We start from the raw sequence: 13,711 nt of genomic DNA on the forward strand, positions 1-13,711 counted from the left end.
CCCCCCCCCCCCCCCCCCCCCCCCCCCCCCCCCCCCCCCCCCCCCCCCCCCCCCCCCCCCCCCCCCCCCCCCCCCCCCCCCCCCCCCCCACGACTGTCCCGGGGTGACCCTGGTGGCGCGGTCGCCCGGATCAGCCGGGCAGGGTGCTCAGCCAGTCGACGACGGCGGTGGCGACCGCGGCGGGGTCCTTCTTCAGGCCGTGGTCGCCGGGGACGGCCTGCACCCGGCCGGGCAGCACCGCCTCGACCTCGGCCGGCCTGCCGAAGGCGTCGGTCTCCCCCTGCACGACCAGCAGCGGGGTGCCGACCCCCAGCAGCTCGGCCGCGCGGCTCTTCTCCGGCTTGCCCGGCGGGTGCAGCGGGAAGGCCAGCCCGAGCACGCCCGCGGCGCCGAGCGCCCCGGCGGTGCGGCAGGCGACCCGGGCGCCGGCGCTGCGGCCGCCGAGCACCAGCGGGCCGGTCAGCGCGCCGTCGTCCCGCAGGTGTGCGAGCACCGCCGTCCAGCCCTCGTCCAGCCGTGCCGGGGCGGGCGCGATCCGCTTGCCGGCGACCACCCACGGCTGGTCGACCCGCAGCACCCGCCAGCCGGCCGCGCAGGCCGCAGCCGAGACGGCCAGCAGGTCGGCGGTGCCGTTGCCGGCGCCGGCCCCGTGGCCGAGCGCGAGGGTGCCGCGCACGTCACCGGCGGGGTCGTCGCGGTGCACCCGGGCCGGGCCGAGCGGGGTGGGGACGTTGGAGGCCGTCACGCCGGGGGGAGGGCGAGCAGGGCGTCGACCACCTCGGGCAGCGAACGCCCCTGCACGTGCGGCGGCTCGAACACCGCGGCCGGCACCTGCTCGGTGCGGGCCACCCAGCCGGTGGTCAGCCCGGCCCGGGCCGCGCCCAGCACGTCCCAGGAGTGGGCAGCCACCAGTGCCATCCGTTCCGGTGCCACGTCACAGACCCCGGCGGCCCACAGGTAGGCCTCCCGGTTCGGTTTCCACGCCCGGATCGACTCGGTGGTGAGCGTCCGCTCGACCAGCGGCGTCACCCCACCGCGGGACAGGCCTGCCTCGGCGACGCCGGGGGAGCCGTGGCTGAGGGTCACCGCCCGCACCCCGCCCTCGGCCAGCCGGCGCAGCGCCGGCTCGACGTCCGGGTGCGGGGAGAGCTCCATGAACGCGTCGGCGACCGCGGAGCACTCGGCCGCCGGCAGGCCGGTGACCTGCGCCAGGGAGGTCTCGAACGCGTCGCGGAACCGGCACCACGTGCCCACGGCCGCAGCCGCGAAGCCGGTGACCAGGGTGCGCGCGAACACCGTGCTCAGCAGGTGGCCGGGCTCCCCGCGTTCGACCAGGGCGGCCTGCACGGGCGCGAGGTCCAGCAGGGTCTCGTTGACGTCGAACGCGACGACGTCCGGCCGGGTGCGGGGCTCGGTCACGGCTGGTCCATCCGGTCGAGAGGCAGGTGGGTACCGGCATCCGGCGGACGCCGGTACTGGCCGGTCACCTTCTTGTAGACGAACCAGCCCACCGCGATGACGGCCGCAGCCACCACCGCGTAGTCCAGGTACTGCAGGTTGGCCTGCACGAAGTCGCCGGCGGCCACGCCCAGCCCGATCAGCAGGCAGTTCCACAGCAGGCTGCCCGCGGCGGTGAACAGCAGGAACTGCCAGAACGGCATCCTCACCACGCCGGCCGGCACGGAGACGAAGCTGCGCACGATCGGCACCATCCGGCCGAAGAACACCGCGCCCCGCCCGTGCCGGTCGAACCACGCGAAGGCCCGGTCGACGTCGGAGGTCTCCACCAGCGGCAGCCGGTCGAGGAAGGCGTGCGACCGGCGGGGACCCAGCAGGCGGCCCACCCAGTACAGGGCCGTGGCGCCCAGCACCGACCCGATCGTGGCCCAGATGATCACCGGCACGACGGACATCCGGCCGTCGTTGATCAGCACCCCGGCGGCGCCGAGCACCGCCTCGCTGGGGATCGGCGGGACGACCGTCTCGATCAGGATGGTCAGGCCGACGCCCACCGCGCCCAGCTTCTCGATCAGGTCGAGCAGGAAGCCGGTGATGCCACCCTCGTCGGAGGTGGCGGCCAGCACCTCGGCAGACCGGGCGAGGGGGTGCATGGCGTCACGGTATCCGGGTCACCTGGGCGTCCGCCCTGCCTCGCGGCCGCAGCCCGGCTAGGTTCAGCTCTCATGCTGCAGCGCTTCACCGCCCGGGCCGTCGTCGTCGGTGACCGGGCCGGCACCGTCGTCCCGGATGCCGTGCTGGACGTCGAGGACGGGCTCATCCGCTGGGTGGGCGGTGCCGCCGACGCGCCGGAGGCGCCGGACGCCGAGGTGACCGCGCTGCCCGGCGTCCTCACCCCCGGCATGGTGAACACCCACTCGCACGCGCCGATGGTGCTGTTCCGCGGGCAGGGGGAGGGCCTGCCGCTGGACCGGTGGCTGCGCGAGGTGATGTGGCCGCGGGAGGCGCGGCTGAGCCCGGAGGACGTCGAGGTGGCGATGACCGCCGCGTCGGCGGAGATGCTGCGCCACGGCGTGACCACCAGCGTGGAGATGTACTTCCACCCCGACCGGATGGCCGCCGCGGTGCGGCGCACCGGAGCGCGCGGGGTGATCACCCACCCGCTGATCGGACTGCCCGGGTTCGGCACGTTCGACGAGCAGCTGGCCCGGGCGGCTGCGTCGGCCGGCACCGGCGACGAGCAGGTCGAGTGGGGCATCGGCCCGCACTCGGCCTACACGGTGCCGCTGCCGGTGCTCACCCGGGCGGCCGAGGTGGCCCGCGAGCACGGCATGCTGCTCACCACGCACGTCGCGGAGACCACGACCGAGGGCGCCGAGCTGCTGGCGCAGCACGGCTCGAGCGTGCCGCAGCTGCTGGCCAGCCACGACGTGCTCGGCGGCCGGGTGCTGGCCGCGCACTGCGTGCACATGGACGACGGCGACCTGGAGCTGTGGCGGGAGTACGACGTCGCCGTGGCGCACTGCCCGGGCAGCAACACCAAGCTGGCCAGCGGCACCGCCCGGCTGCGGGACATGCTCGACCTGGGCATCCGGGTCGGCATGGGCACCGACGGCCCGGCGTCCAACGACAACCTGGACCTCTTCGAGGACCTGCGGCTGGCCGCCCAGCTGGCCCGGCTGCGCGAGCGGGACGCCACGGCCCTCACCGCCCCGGAGGCGTTCTGGCTGGCCACCGGCGCGGCGGCCGCGGCGATCGGCCGCGACGACCTCGGTCAGCTCACCGCGGGCCGGCGGGCGGACCTGGTGCACGTCGACAGCGAGGACATCGCCTTCGTCCCGGTCGGCGAGGCCACCGACCTGCTCACCCACCTGGTCTGGGCGGCCGGGTCACGGCACGTCCGCGACACCTGGGTCGCCGGCCGGCAGGTCGTCCGGGACGGGGTGTCGACGACGGTCGACGAGGCCGAGCTGCGCGCCGACGTGCAGACCCGGGCGATGCGGCTCGCCGGCCGCTGAGCCGGGCGGTCACTCCTCCGCGGAGAAGCGGTAGCGCACGTCGTCGAACGAGTCGGTCGGGAACGCGTACACGAACCGCAGCGGCCCCGGACCGGTGTTGCGGATGCCGTGCTCGGTGTCGCCGGGGATGAACACCGCCGAACCGGCGGTCACCGGGTGCTCCACCCCGTCGAGGACGACGATGCCGCTGCCCTCGACGAGGTGGTAGACCTCGGTCGCGCTGTGCCGGTGCAGGCCCAGCCAGCCGTCGGGGGCCAGCTCGGTCAGGCCGGTGTAGAGCGCGGCGGTCGGCGTCCGGTCCTGGCTGAACAGCACCCGGAAGGACACCTTGCCGCGCACCGGGTCGTCCCAGGTCTCGGCCTCGACCTCGGCGCTGTCGCGGATCAGGGGTTCCACGGCAGCCCCGTGCCCCCAGCGCGGATGCCGTACACGCGAACCCGGTCACGGCCGTGCCGGTCAGCCGCGGCGCGGCAGACGGCGTCAGCGGGCGTCGGCCGCCGGGGTGATCCGCCCGGCGCACCCGGTCATCCCGGGGACGGAGGTCGTCGACGGGAGTCGCCGATCTCTCACGCGTCGTCGCACCGGCCCGCGGTGGGCCGGGGGAAGCTCTCGGGGATGACGGACGCGTTCCCGGGCGACCTGCTCCCCGCCGGGCTGACCCTCGAGGTGCTCGCGCTCGTGCTGGTCGCCGCGCTGGCAGCCGGGTGGATCGACGCCGTCGTCGGTGGCGGCGGCCTCCTGCAGTTGCCCGCGTTGTTGCTGGTCCCGGGGATGAGCCCGGTCCAGGCCCTCGCGACGAACAAGCTGGCCTCGATCTTCGGCACCACGACGAGCGCCGTCACCTACCACCGCCGGGTGCACCCCGATCTCCGGACCGCCCTCCCGATGGCCGGGGTGGCCCTGGTGTGCAGCTTCGCGGGGGCGTCGGTGGCCGCCGCGCTGCCGGCCAGTGTGTTCAAGCCGGTCATCGTCGTCGCGCTCATCGCGATCGCGGCGTTCACCGTGCTGCGGCCCTCCCTCGGGGAGGTGACCGCGTTGCGCCACAGCGGGCGTCGTCACCACGGCGTCGCCGCGGTGACGGGCGCCGGGATCGGCTTCTACGACGGCATCCTCGGGCCGGGCACCGGGTCGTTCCTCGTGTTCGCCCTGGTGTCGCTGCTGGGGTACGACTTCCTCAACGCCAGCGCCAAGGCCAAGATCGTGAACGTCGCCACCAACCTGGGGGCGCTGCTCTTCTTCGTCCCCTACGGTGCGGTCTTCTGGGGTCTGGGTCTCCTCCTCGCCGCGGCGAACACGTGCGGGGCCTACCTGGGTGCGCGGACGGCGACCGCCCGGGGCAGCCGCTTCATCCGGGTCGCCTTCCTGGTCGTCGTCACCGCGTTGATCGGCCGGGTCGGCTGGGACGTCTGGACGGAGAACGTGCGCCCTCTCCTGCGGTGAGGCACCCGCGGGGCCGGCGGCGGGCCGGCCCGTCAGGCGCGCAGCGAGATCGTCTGACCGCGACCCACGGTGCGGATCTCCCCCGGGGCCCGGCGGCGGGCCACCTCGGCGACGAAGTCGCCCAGCGGGCTGGCGAACACCCCGTAGTCGTCGAAGTGCACCGGCACCGTCACCGGCGGCTGCAGCAGCTCGACCAGGTCGGCGCCCTGCTGCGCGTCCATCGTCACCGTGATGCCGGCGATCCTGGTGCCGCCCAGGTGCGGGATCAGCACGTCCAGCGGCCCGCAGCGCTGCAGCACCTCGCCCAGCACCGGGCGGTAGAGGGTGTCGCCGCTGACGTAGCCGCGCCAGGTCACCTCCCCGCCGCGCACCAGCTCCAGCACGCTGCCCATCACCTCCGGCAGCAGCCGGGCCAGCGGGCCCGGCCCGTGCACCCCCGGCACGGAGGTGATCCGCAGGACGTCGTCGCCGGAGCCGATCTCGTGGGTCTGCCAGGGCCGCAGGTCGGAGGTCTGGGCGAAGCCGCGCTTGCCCAGGCAGCGCGCCGCCTCCGGGGTGGTGACCACCGGGGTCTCCTTCGGCAGCGCCCGGGTGGCGATCCGGTCCCAGTGGTCGCCGTGCATGTGGGACAGCAGGATCGCATCCAGCTCCGGGAGCTGTGCCGGCACCAGCGCCGGGTCGGTGAGCCGCTTGCTGCGCAGGCCGTACCCCAGGTGCGCCCGCTGGCCGCGGTGCAGGAAGTTCGGGTCGGTGAGCAGCGTGAACGGGCCCAGCCGCAGCAGCGTCGTCGCGGTGCCGCCGAAGGTGAGCGTGACGTCGTCTGCCGGCGCGGTCATGCCCGACCGGCTACCCGGCGGGGCCGCCGTCGATGCCTGGTAGACACAGGCGCGTGGCACAACCCCGTTCGGTGGACGAGTCGTTCCTCGCCCTCCCGCTGTCCGCCCTCGCCGACGCCGCGCTGACCCGGGCCGTCGACCTGGGGTGCGAGCACGCCGACCTGCGGGTCGAGCGGGTCCGCACCCAGTCCGTCCGGCTGCGCGACGCCCGGCTGGAGTCGCTGGCCGACGGCGAGGACCTGGGCCTCGCCGTCCGGGTCGTCTACGAGGGCACCTGGGGCTTCGCGGCCGGGGTGGTGCTCACCGCGGCCGAGGCGGTGCGGCTCGCCGAGGAGGCCGTCGCCGTCGCGCAGGTGTCCGCGGCGGTCAACACCGACCGGGTCGAGCTCGCCCCGGAGCCCGCGTACGACGGCGAGTGGGTGTCGGCCTACGAGGTCGACCCGTTCGCCGTCCCGGACGCGGAGAAGACCGCGCTGATGACCGAGCTGTCCGAGCGGCTGCTGGCCGGCGACGGGGTGGAGCACGTGCAGAGCAGCGTGCTGCAGGTCAAGGAGCAGAAGTTCTACGCCGACACCGCCGGCACCCGCACCCGCCAGCAGCGGGTGCGGATCGAGCCGGAGTTCACCGCGCTCACCGTCGACCGGGCCACCGGGGCGTTCGAGTCGATGCGCACGCTGGCCCCGCCGGTCGGCCGCGGCTGGGAGTACCTCACCGCCGGCCACTGGGACTGGCGCGGTGAGCTCGCCGAGATCCCCGAGCTGCTGCGGGAGAAGACCAAGGCGCCCTCGGTCGAGGCCGGCCGCTACGACCTCGTCGTCGACCCGACGAACCTGTGGTTGACCATCCACGAGTCGATCGGCCACGCCACCGAGCTCGACCGCGCGCTGGGCTACGAGGCCGCCTACGCCGGCACCTCCTTCGCGACGCCCGACAAGCTCGGCACCCTGCAGTACGGCTCGCCGCTGATGAACGTCACCGGTGACCGCACCGCCGAGCACGGGCTGTCCACCGTCGGCTGGGACGACGAGGGCGTCGCCGGCCAGCAGTGGGACCTCATCCGGGACGGCGTCCTGGTCGGCTACCAGGTCGACCGGAACATGGCCCGGCTGCGGGGCATGGACCGCTCCAACGGCTGCGCCTTCGCCGACTCCGCCGCGCACGTGCCGGTGCAGCGGATGGCCAACGTCTCGCTGCAGCCCGACCCGGCCGGCCCCGCCACCGAGGAGCTCATCGCCGGGGTCGAGCGCGGCATCTACGTCGTCGGCGACAAGAGCTGGTCGATCGACATGCAGCGCTACAACTTCCAGTTCACCGGGCAGCGGTTCTACAGGATCGAGCACGGTCGGCTCGCCGGTCAGCTGCGCGACGTCGCCTACCAGGCGACGACGACGGACTTCTGGGGCTCGATGAGCGTCGTCGGGGGTCCGCAGACCTATCAGCTGGGCGGCGCCCTCAACTGCGGCAAGGCCCAGCCCGGCCAGACCGCGGCGGTCAGCCACGGCTGCCCGGTCGCGCTGTTCGAGAACACGACGATCCTCAACACCGCGCAGGAGTCCGGCCGATGAGCCAGCTCGCCCCCCAGGAGATCGTCGAGCGGGCGCTGGCGGCGTCGACGGTCGACGGGCAGGTCACCTACGTGGTCGAGAGCTCGGAGGCCAACCTGCGCTGGGCGTCCAACAGCCTCACCACGAACGGGGCGATGCGGTCCCGCCAGGTCGTCGTCATCAGCTTCGTCGACGGCGGGGCCGGGACGGCCGTGGGCACGGTCGCCCGCACCGGCACCCCGGACGTCGCCGAGCTGGTCGCGATGAGCGAGCAGGCCGCCCGCGACGCCGGCCCGGCCGAGGACGCGATGCCGCTGGTCACGCCGGGGGACAGCGGAGCGTCGCCCGGCGCCGGCGACTGGGACGCCCCGCCGGCGGAGACCTCGATCGGCGTGTTCGGCGAGTTCGCCCCCGCGCTGGGCGAGGCGTTCGCCGGGGCCCGCGGCCGCGACGAGCTGCTGTTCGGCTTCGCCGAGCACTCGATGGCCACCACCTACCTGGGCACCTCGACCGGGCTGCGGCTGCGGCACGACCAGCCCACCGGCCGGGTCGAGCTGAACGGCAAGGACCGCGACTTCGGCCGGTCGGTCTGGGCCGGCGTCGGCTCCCGCGACTTCTCCGACGTCTCGGTCGCGGCGCTGGCCGCCGAGGTGCAGCAGAAGATGGCCTGGTCGCAGCGGCGGGTCGAGCTGCCGGCGGGCCGGTACGAGACGCTGCTGCCGCCGTCGGCGGTGAGCGACCTGATGATCTACGCGTACTGGACGATGGCGGCGCGGGACGCCGACGAGGGGCGCAGCGTCTACGCCCGGGCCGGCGGTGGCAACCGGATCGGTGACCGGCTCGCCCAGCTGCCGCTCACGCTGCGCAGCGACCCGAACGCCGCCGGCCTGGAAGCCGCGCCGTTCCAGGTGGTCGGCGGCTCGTCGGGGACGGCGTCGGTCTTCGACAACGGCATGGCGACGCCGGCGGTCGACTGGATCCGCGAGGGCGTGCTGACCAACCTGATCCGGCCGCGGACCTGGGCGCTGAAGCAGACCGCCCCGGCGACCGCGGCCGTCGACAACCTGATCCTCACCGACCCGAACGCCACCGCCTCGCAGGCCGAGATGATCGCGGGAACCGAGCGGGGGTTGCTGCTCACCACGCTCTGGTACATCCGCGAGGTCGACCCGCAGACCCTGCTGCTCACCGGGTTGACCCGCGACGGCGTCTTCCTGGTGGAGAACGGGGAGGTCACCGGCGCGGTGAACAACTTCCGGTTCAACGAGTCGCCGGTCGACCTGCTCGCCCGGGCCACCCAGGCCAGCGTCACCGAGCGGACCCTGCCGCGGGAGTGGAACGACTGGTTCACCCGCGCCGCGATGCCGACGCTGCGGGTGCCGGACTTCAACATGAGCTCGGTGTCCCCCGCCAGCTGACGGTCCCGGGAGCATCGACCGAGCGCCAGCCTGTCCGCCCGCCGTTGCGCCCTGGTCGTCGGTTCCGCCGGAGCGGGAGCGACGGCCGGTGCACAACGGCGACGGCGGGGCTACTGCTCGGGACCGACCTCGTCGGGGTCCGGGGTGCGGAAGGCCGTGTGCTCGGGCTCGGCGGCCTCCCGCTGCTGCTCGTCGGTCTGCTCGGGGGTGTCCGGCTCCTCGCCGCCGATGCCGAACCCCTCGGCGGTGTCGGGAGCCCCGGCTCCGGGGTCGGCGGCGGGGATCCCCTGGTCGCGGTGCGGCAGGTCGGGCTCGATCGGTGCGCTCATCGACATGGGTGGTCGACTACCCCGCGAGGTGTCCGGAACACCGCCGGGAGGTGACGGACCGGTCAGTCCGCGCCGCGGGCCGGGCGGGCGCGGACGTGCATCCGCTCGCCCTGCGGGCCGAACAGCGCCAGCGCCTCGGCGGGCGAGCTGCTGGTGTTGCCGAACCAGTGCGGGGTGCGGGTGTCGAACTCGACGACCTCACCGGGGCCGAGGGTGAGGTCGTGCTCGGCGAGCTGCAGGCGCAGCTGCCCGGAGAGCACGTACATCCACTCGTACCCCTCGTGGGTCTTCTGCGTCCGGTCCTCGGTGTGGACCCCCGGCGGGAAGATCATCTTGAACGCCTGCACGCCACCGGGGCGGCGGGTGAGCGGCAGGTGGGTGACGCCGTGCCGCACGATCGGCCGGGCGTGCACCCGCGGGTCCCCGGTGGGTGGGGCGTCGACCAGCTCGTCGAGGGTCACCTGGTGCACCCGGGCCAGCGGCAACAGCAGCTCCAGGGTGGGCCGCCGGCCACCGGACTCCAGCCGGGACAGCGTGCTCACCGAGATGCCGGTGGCGGCCGACACCTGGGCGAGGGTCACCTGCCGCTCCTGCCGGAGCGCCCGCAGCCGCGGCCCGACCGCGTCGAGCACCTCCTGGGGCAGGGCACCGTCGTCCGTCACCCCTTCATTGCCGCCGTGGCAACCGGGTTTGTCAAGCAGGGGCGGTCGTCGCCGCAGTGGGGAGTGACGGTCACCACGGAGGCGGTCGCCGAGAAGCACCGCTCTGGCCCACCACCCGGCGGGCTGGCTACCCTGGGAACCGGGCCGTGACTGGCGCAGACAGGTGGACGACCACCGGGGAGCGGCTCCGAAGCCGTGCCGCGCGCCTGGGCTCCCCGTCGTCCTCCCGGAGGAGAGCCATGACCAGCACCGTCACCCGCGAGACGGCCGCCTTCACCAGCGCCCTCGACGTCATCGCGCAGGTCGAGCCCCGGGTCGCCGCGGCGATCGGGCAGGAGCTCACCGACCAGCGCGAGAGCCTCAAGCTCATCGCCAGCGAGAACTACGCCTCCCCGGCCGTGCTGCTGGCCATGGGCAACTGGCTGAGCGACAAGTACGCCGAGGGCACCGTGGGGCGCCGGTTCTACGCCGCCTGCCAGAACGTCGACACGGTGGAGCGGCTCGCCGCCGAGCACGCCCGCGAGCTCTTCGGCGCCGACCACGCCTACGTGCAGCCGCACTCGGGCATCGACGCCAACCTGGTCGCCTTCTGGTCGATCCTGGCCCACCGGGTCGAGACCCCCGCGCTGGCCGAGGCCGGCGTGAAGAACGTCGACGCGATGACCGAGGAGGACTGGGAGCGGCTGCGCCGGTCCTTCGGCACCCAGCGGATGCTGGGCATGTCCCTGGACGCCGGTGGGCACCTCACCCACGGCTTCCGGCCGAACATCTCCGGCAAGATGTTCGAGCAGTCCAGCTACGGCACCGACCCGGAGACCGGGCTGATCGACTACGCCGCGCTGCGCGAGCGGGCCCGCGAGTTCCGCCCGCTGATCCTGCTCGCCGGGTACTCCGCCTACCCGCGCCGGGTGGACTTCGCGAAGATGCGGGAGATCGCCGACGAGGTCGGCGCCACGCTGATGGTCGACATGGCCCACTTCGCCGGCCTGGTGGCCGGCAAGGTGCTCACCGGTGACTTCGACCCGGTGCCGCACGCCGACGTCGTCACCACCACCACGCACAAGTCGCTGCGCGGGCCGCGCGGCGGCATGGTGCTGTGCACCGACGAGTACGCGCCCTCGGTCGACCGCGGCTGCCCGATGGTGCTCGGCGGCCCGCTGCCGCACGTGATGGCCGCCAAGGCGGTCGCCTTCGCCGAGGCCCGCCGTCCGGACTTCGCCGGCTACGCCCAGCAGATCGTCGACAACGCCCAGGCGCTGGCCGGGGGGCTGCAGAAGCGCGGCGTCCGGCTGGTCACCGGCGGCACCGACAACCACCTGGTGCTGATGGACGTGCGCACCTTCGGGCTGACCGGCCGGCAGGCCGAGTCCGCGCTCCTGGACGCCGGCCTGGTCACCAACCGCAACGCCGTCCCGGCCGATCCGAACGGCCCCTGGTACACCACCGGCGTCCGGCTGGGCACCCCCGCGCTGACCACCCGCGGGCTGCGCGAGGCCGAGCTGGCCGAGGTGGGCGACCTGATCGCCGACGTGCTGGACAACACCCGGCCCGAGGGCGAGTCCAAGGTCAAGTACCGGCTCGACGAGACGGTGGCCGAGCGCGTGCGCACCCGGGCCGCCGAGATCGTCGGCGCCCACCCGCTCTACCCCGAGGTCGACCTCACCGGTCGCTGACGCGCTCGTGGACGGCCGTCTCCCCTCCGGGGGAGGCGGCCGTTCGTGCGTCCGGGACCCGGTCGCCACCCGGGGGCCCGTGGACCGCAACCGGCTGACGTGACCAGCGGGCGCCACGGAGACCGGGACGGATGGGACGAGCGCGACGAGTGGGGCGGGTGCACACCGCCAACCGGCGATTCGAACTCTCTTTCCCGTGAGTCACCCGCCTGAAACCTGATTCCCGTCTACTTTTTCCCTGACGCCGACGACGACCCCCTGCTCCGGCAGGACGGCGAGGGGAGCACAGCCATGACGTACCGACAGAAGCCCTCGATCTTCCAGCTGGGCAAGGTCCACGAGAACGGCCCGTCCGTGATCGTCTCCGGGTGGGGGCTGGGCATGTGCGCCGCCTCCTGCCGCTGCCACCGCAACCCGGCCGACGGGCAGCTCGCCCTCGCCGAGGACCAGGCCGGCGGCAGCCTGGGCCTGCGCAGCTTCACCGACAGCGGCGCCTGCGACTGCTGCGAGGCGTGGACCTCCGCCGAGCTCGCCGCGATCCTGCGCGACGTCGCCGTCGTCGAGGCGCTCGAGTGCCAGGAGCCGCTGGCCGGCTGAGCACTGCCCGGCCCGATCGACTCGAGGCCGCCCGCCGGGGGAACCGGCGGGCGGCCTCGAGTCGTTCCCGGGCCGCCCCCGGTGGTTGCACCGGGTCGCCGGGCGGGTAGGCCCGAGTCCATGTGGCGACGAGCAGCAGTCCGTGGTGCCCTGGCCGGCCTCGCCGGCGTCGCGGTGATGACGGCGGGGGAGAAGCTGGAGCAGCAGCTGACCGGCCGGCCGAACTCCTACGTGCCGGGCCGCACGCTGACCGCGCTGACCACCGGACGCCGGCTGCCCGGGTCGGCCCGCCCGCCGGTGCGCAACCACCTCATGCACTGGGGCACCGGCGCCGCCGTCGGTGCGCTGCGCGGGGTCTGGGCCGCGGCCGGCCTGCGCGGCTGGCGGGCGAACGCCTGGCACACCTCGGTGCGGCTGGCGGTCGACCAGACGCTGGAGAACACCACCGGCGTCGGCGCACCGCCGTGGACGTGGAGCCGGTCCGACCAGGTCGTCGACGTCCTGCACAAGGCGGTCTACTCCTTCGCCACCGGCACTGTCGCGGACCGCCTGGTGCCGTCCGCACGGGGCAGGAGTGGCACTCGGGGCCTCTGGGACTGACCCGCCGGGCGGACCGATCGTCCCCCGGCGCGCCGTGGGCGACGCGCCGTCCGCGCGTCCTTACGTTCCGTCCCTGACGCGCGAGGACCACGTCGCCCCTTCCCCGGGCCGCCTCGCGCAGACGGAGGCACGGTGACCCGATCGACCACTCGCCGGTGGACCCGGGGCGCAGCGCTGGCGCTGAGTGCCGGTGCGGCGCTCACGTTCGTCCCCGCGACGGCCTCCGCCGCCCCCGCCACCGCCGAGCAGGCCCGCCAGGCGGTCACCGAGACCGGTCAGAAGCTCAGCGCGCTGGACGAGGACGTGCACCAGGCCACCGCCACCGCCGAGGAGCAGCGGGCCGCCGCCGGTGCCGCCGCGGCCGCCGCCGCCGACGCGCAGGTGCAGCTCGACGCGCTGGAGCCCCAGCTGCGGGCGATCGCCCAGTCCGGGTACGTGGGCACCACGCGCGGCCGCCTCGCCGCCTTCCTCACCAGCGGCTCGGCCGACGAGCTGGTGCGGCAGATGAGCACCCTGGACCAGCTGGCCTCGCACGCCGACGCCGTCGTCGCCGAGGCCGCCGCCGTCCGGACCGCGGCCGAGCAGGCGCAGCAGGCGGCCACCGACGCAGCGGCCGCCGCCGCGCAGGCCGCGGCCGACCTGCAGCGCCGGCACGACGAGCTCGAGAGCGAGATGAGCCGGTACCAGGCGGACTTCGCCCGGCTCTCGGCCGCCGACCAGGTGCGGGTGCAGACGGTGATCGCCGGCCCCGACGTCGTCGCCGCCCCGGCCCCCGCGCCGACCGCGGCCGCCGGCGTGGCGGTGCAGACCGCCCTGGCCCAGACCGGCGACATGTACCTGCCCGGCGGGAGCGGCCCGGACCGGTTCGACTGCTCCGGGCTCACCCAGTACGCCTACGCCGCCGCCGGCATCTCGCTGCCGCACTCCAGCCGGGCGCAGGCCCAGCTGGGCGTGCCGGTGTCGCGCAGCGAGCTGCAGCCCGGCGACCTGGTCTTCTTCTACACCCCGATCAGCCACGTCGGCATGTACATCGGCAACGGTCAGATGGTGCACGCCAGCGTCACCGGCAAGCCGGTCGCGGTGACCAGCGTGGACAAGGGCGGCTACGTGGGCGCCCGCCGCGTCACCGGCTGAGA

Annotated in this window: 15 protein-coding genes and 1 riboswitch; of the genes, 8 read left to right on the forward strand and 7 right to left on the reverse strand. The window is 74.7% G+C overall.

Annotated elements, in window-relative coordinates; genetic code table 11:
- Nucleotides 1-130 precede the first annotated feature (130 nt).
- The 3 genes from ACI783_RS14665 to ACI783_RS14675 are packed head-to-tail and all read right to left on the reverse strand — an operon-like array spanning nt 131 to nt 2,111.
- On the reverse strand, nt 131-745 hold the full coding sequence (locus ACI783_RS14665) for an alpha/beta hydrolase family protein (protein ID WP_457141122.1): 615 nt from the start codon (nt 743-745) through the stop codon (nt 131-133).
- Nucleotides 742-1,419, reverse strand: a complete 678-nt coding sequence (locus ACI783_RS14670; protein ID WP_457141123.1) for an HAD-IA family hydrolase — start codon at nt 1,417-1,419, stop codon at nt 742-744. Before ACI783_RS14670 ends, ACI783_RS14665 begins: the two co-directional genes overlap by 4 nt.
- The gene (locus tag ACI783_RS14675; RefSeq protein ID WP_457141124.1) at nt 1,416-2,111 is read right to left on the reverse strand and encodes a DedA family protein; all 696 of its coding nucleotides are present in this window, start codon (nt 2,109-2,111) and stop codon (nt 1,416-1,418) included. Before ACI783_RS14675 ends, ACI783_RS14670 begins: the two co-directional genes overlap by 4 nt.
- 72 nt (nt 2,112-2,183) lie before the next feature.
- Between ACI783_RS14675 and ACI783_RS14680 the strand changes: the two genes are divergently transcribed.
- Nucleotides 2,184-3,476, forward strand: a complete 1,293-nt coding sequence (locus ACI783_RS14680; protein ID WP_457141125.1) for an amidohydrolase family protein — start codon at nt 2,184-2,186, stop codon at nt 3,474-3,476.
- A 9-nt stretch (nt 3,477-3,485) separates the two neighbouring features.
- Here the strand turns inward: ACI783_RS14680 and ACI783_RS14685 are convergent, their stop codons facing one another.
- Nucleotides 3,486-3,872, reverse strand: coding sequence for a cupin domain-containing protein (locus ACI783_RS14685; protein ID WP_457141126.1), 387 nt, complete (start codon nt 3,870-3,872; stop codon nt 3,486-3,488).
- Between the two features lie 219 nt (nt 3,873-4,091).
- Between ACI783_RS14685 and ACI783_RS14690 the strand changes: the two genes are divergently transcribed.
- A complete protein-coding gene (locus ACI783_RS14690; RefSeq protein WP_457141127.1) occupies nt 4,092-4,916 on the forward strand; it encodes a sulfite exporter TauE/SafE family protein in 825 nt (274 codons plus the stop codon).
- A gap of 32 nt (nt 4,917-4,948) precedes the next feature.
- Here the strand turns inward: ACI783_RS14690 and ACI783_RS14695 are convergent, their stop codons facing one another.
- Nucleotides 4,949-5,752 carry an MBL fold metallo-hydrolase gene (locus ACI783_RS14695; RefSeq protein WP_457141128.1) on the reverse strand — a complete coding sequence of 268 codons (804 nt, stop codon included), beginning with the start codon at nt 5,750-5,752 and terminating at the stop codon, nt 4,949-4,951.
- A 53-nt stretch (nt 5,753-5,805) separates the two neighbouring features.
- On the opposite strand from ACI783_RS14695, the gene ACI783_RS14700 reads away from it, so the two are divergent.
- Together ACI783_RS14700 and ACI783_RS14705 are read left to right on the forward strand one after the other, a co-directional pair.
- Nucleotides 5,806-7,317 (forward strand): TldD/PmbA family protein, encoded by a 1,512-nt coding sequence (locus ACI783_RS14700; protein WP_457141129.1) that lies wholly within the window; start codon nt 5,806-5,808, stop codon nt 7,315-7,317.
- Complete coding sequence (locus ACI783_RS14705) at nt 7,314-8,714, forward strand: metallopeptidase TldD-related protein (RefSeq protein WP_457141130.1); 1,401 nt, start codon at nt 7,314-7,316, stop codon at nt 8,712-8,714. The genes ACI783_RS14700 and ACI783_RS14705 overlap by 4 nt, the downstream gene beginning before the upstream one ends.
- A gap of 110 nt (nt 8,715-8,824) precedes the next feature.
- Here ACI783_RS14705 and ACI783_RS14710 read toward each other — a convergent pair whose 3' ends face one another.
- Entirely contained in the window at nt 8,825-9,043 is a 219-nt protein-coding gene (locus ACI783_RS14710) for a hypothetical protein (protein ID WP_457141131.1), read from the reverse strand.
- Between the two features lie 62 nt (nt 9,044-9,105).
- On the reverse strand, nt 9,106-9,705 hold the full coding sequence (locus ACI783_RS14715; RefSeq protein WP_457141132.1) for a helix-turn-helix domain-containing protein: 600 nt from the start codon (nt 9,703-9,705) through the stop codon (nt 9,106-9,108).
- A 136-nt stretch (nt 9,706-9,841) separates the two neighbouring features.
- Nucleotides 9,842-9,924, forward strand: a riboswitch (ZMP/ZTP riboswitch).
- Nucleotides 9,925-9,944: 20 nt separating this feature from the next.
- On the opposite strand from ACI783_RS14715, the gene ACI783_RS14720 reads away from it, so the two are divergent.
- The 4 genes from ACI783_RS14720 (at nt 9,945) to ACI783_RS14735 (ending at nt 13,709) form a co-directional block, all read left to right on the forward strand.
- Nucleotides 9,945-11,378, forward strand: coding sequence for a glycine hydroxymethyltransferase (locus ACI783_RS14720; protein ID WP_457141133.1), 1,434 nt, complete (start codon nt 9,945-9,947; stop codon nt 11,376-11,378).
- Nucleotides 11,379-11,669: 291 nt separating this feature from the next.
- Nucleotides 11,670-11,975 (forward strand): hypothetical protein, encoded by a 306-nt coding sequence (locus ACI783_RS14725; protein WP_457141134.1) that lies wholly within the window; start codon nt 11,670-11,672, stop codon nt 11,973-11,975.
- 120 nt (nt 11,976-12,095) lie between these two features.
- A complete protein-coding gene (locus tag ACI783_RS14730) occupies nt 12,096-12,575 on the forward strand; it encodes a hypothetical protein (RefSeq protein ID WP_457141135.1) in 480 nt (159 codons plus the stop codon).
- A gap of 132 nt (nt 12,576-12,707) precedes the next feature.
- A complete protein-coding gene (locus tag ACI783_RS14735; protein WP_457141136.1) occupies nt 12,708-13,709 on the forward strand; it encodes a C40 family peptidase in 1,002 nt (333 codons plus the stop codon).
- Nucleotides 13,710-13,711: the final 2 nt, after the last annotated feature.

It is taken from the genome of Modestobacter sp. SYSU DS0511 (genome assembly GCF_054050755.1).

Coding starts and splice junctions, on each gene's coding strand:
- ACI783_RS14675 (WP_457141124.1), bottom strand. CDS start 2,111: ATGCACCCCCTCGCCCGGTCTGCCGAGGTGCTGGCCGCCACCTCCGAC.
- ACI783_RS14680 (WP_457141125.1), top strand. CDS start 2,184: ATGCTGCAGCGCTTCACCGCCCGGGCCGTCGTCGTCGGTGACCGGGCC.
- ACI783_RS14690 (WP_457141127.1), top strand. CDS start 4,092: ATGACGGACGCGTTCCCGGGCGACCTGCTCCCCGCCGGGCTGACCCTC.
- ACI783_RS14695 (WP_457141128.1), bottom strand. CDS start 5,752: ATGACCGCGCCGGCAGACGACGTCACGCTCACCTTCGGCGGCACCGCG.
- ACI783_RS14705 (WP_457141130.1), top strand. CDS start 7,314: ATGAGCCAGCTCGCCCCCCAGGAGATCGTCGAGCGGGCGCTGGCGGCG.
- ACI783_RS14710 (WP_457141131.1), bottom strand. CDS start 9,043: ATGAGCGCACCGATCGAGCCCGACCTGCCGCACCGCGACCAGGGGATC.
- ACI783_RS14720 (WP_457141133.1), top strand. CDS start 9,945: ATGACCAGCACCGTCACCCGCGAGACGGCCGCCTTCACCAGCGCCCTC.
- ACI783_RS14725 (WP_457141134.1), top strand. CDS start 11,670: ATGACGTACCGACAGAAGCCCTCGATCTTCCAGCTGGGCAAGGTCCAC.
- ACI783_RS14730 (WP_457141135.1), top strand. CDS start 12,096: ATGTGGCGACGAGCAGCAGTCCGTGGTGCCCTGGCCGGCCTCGCCGGC.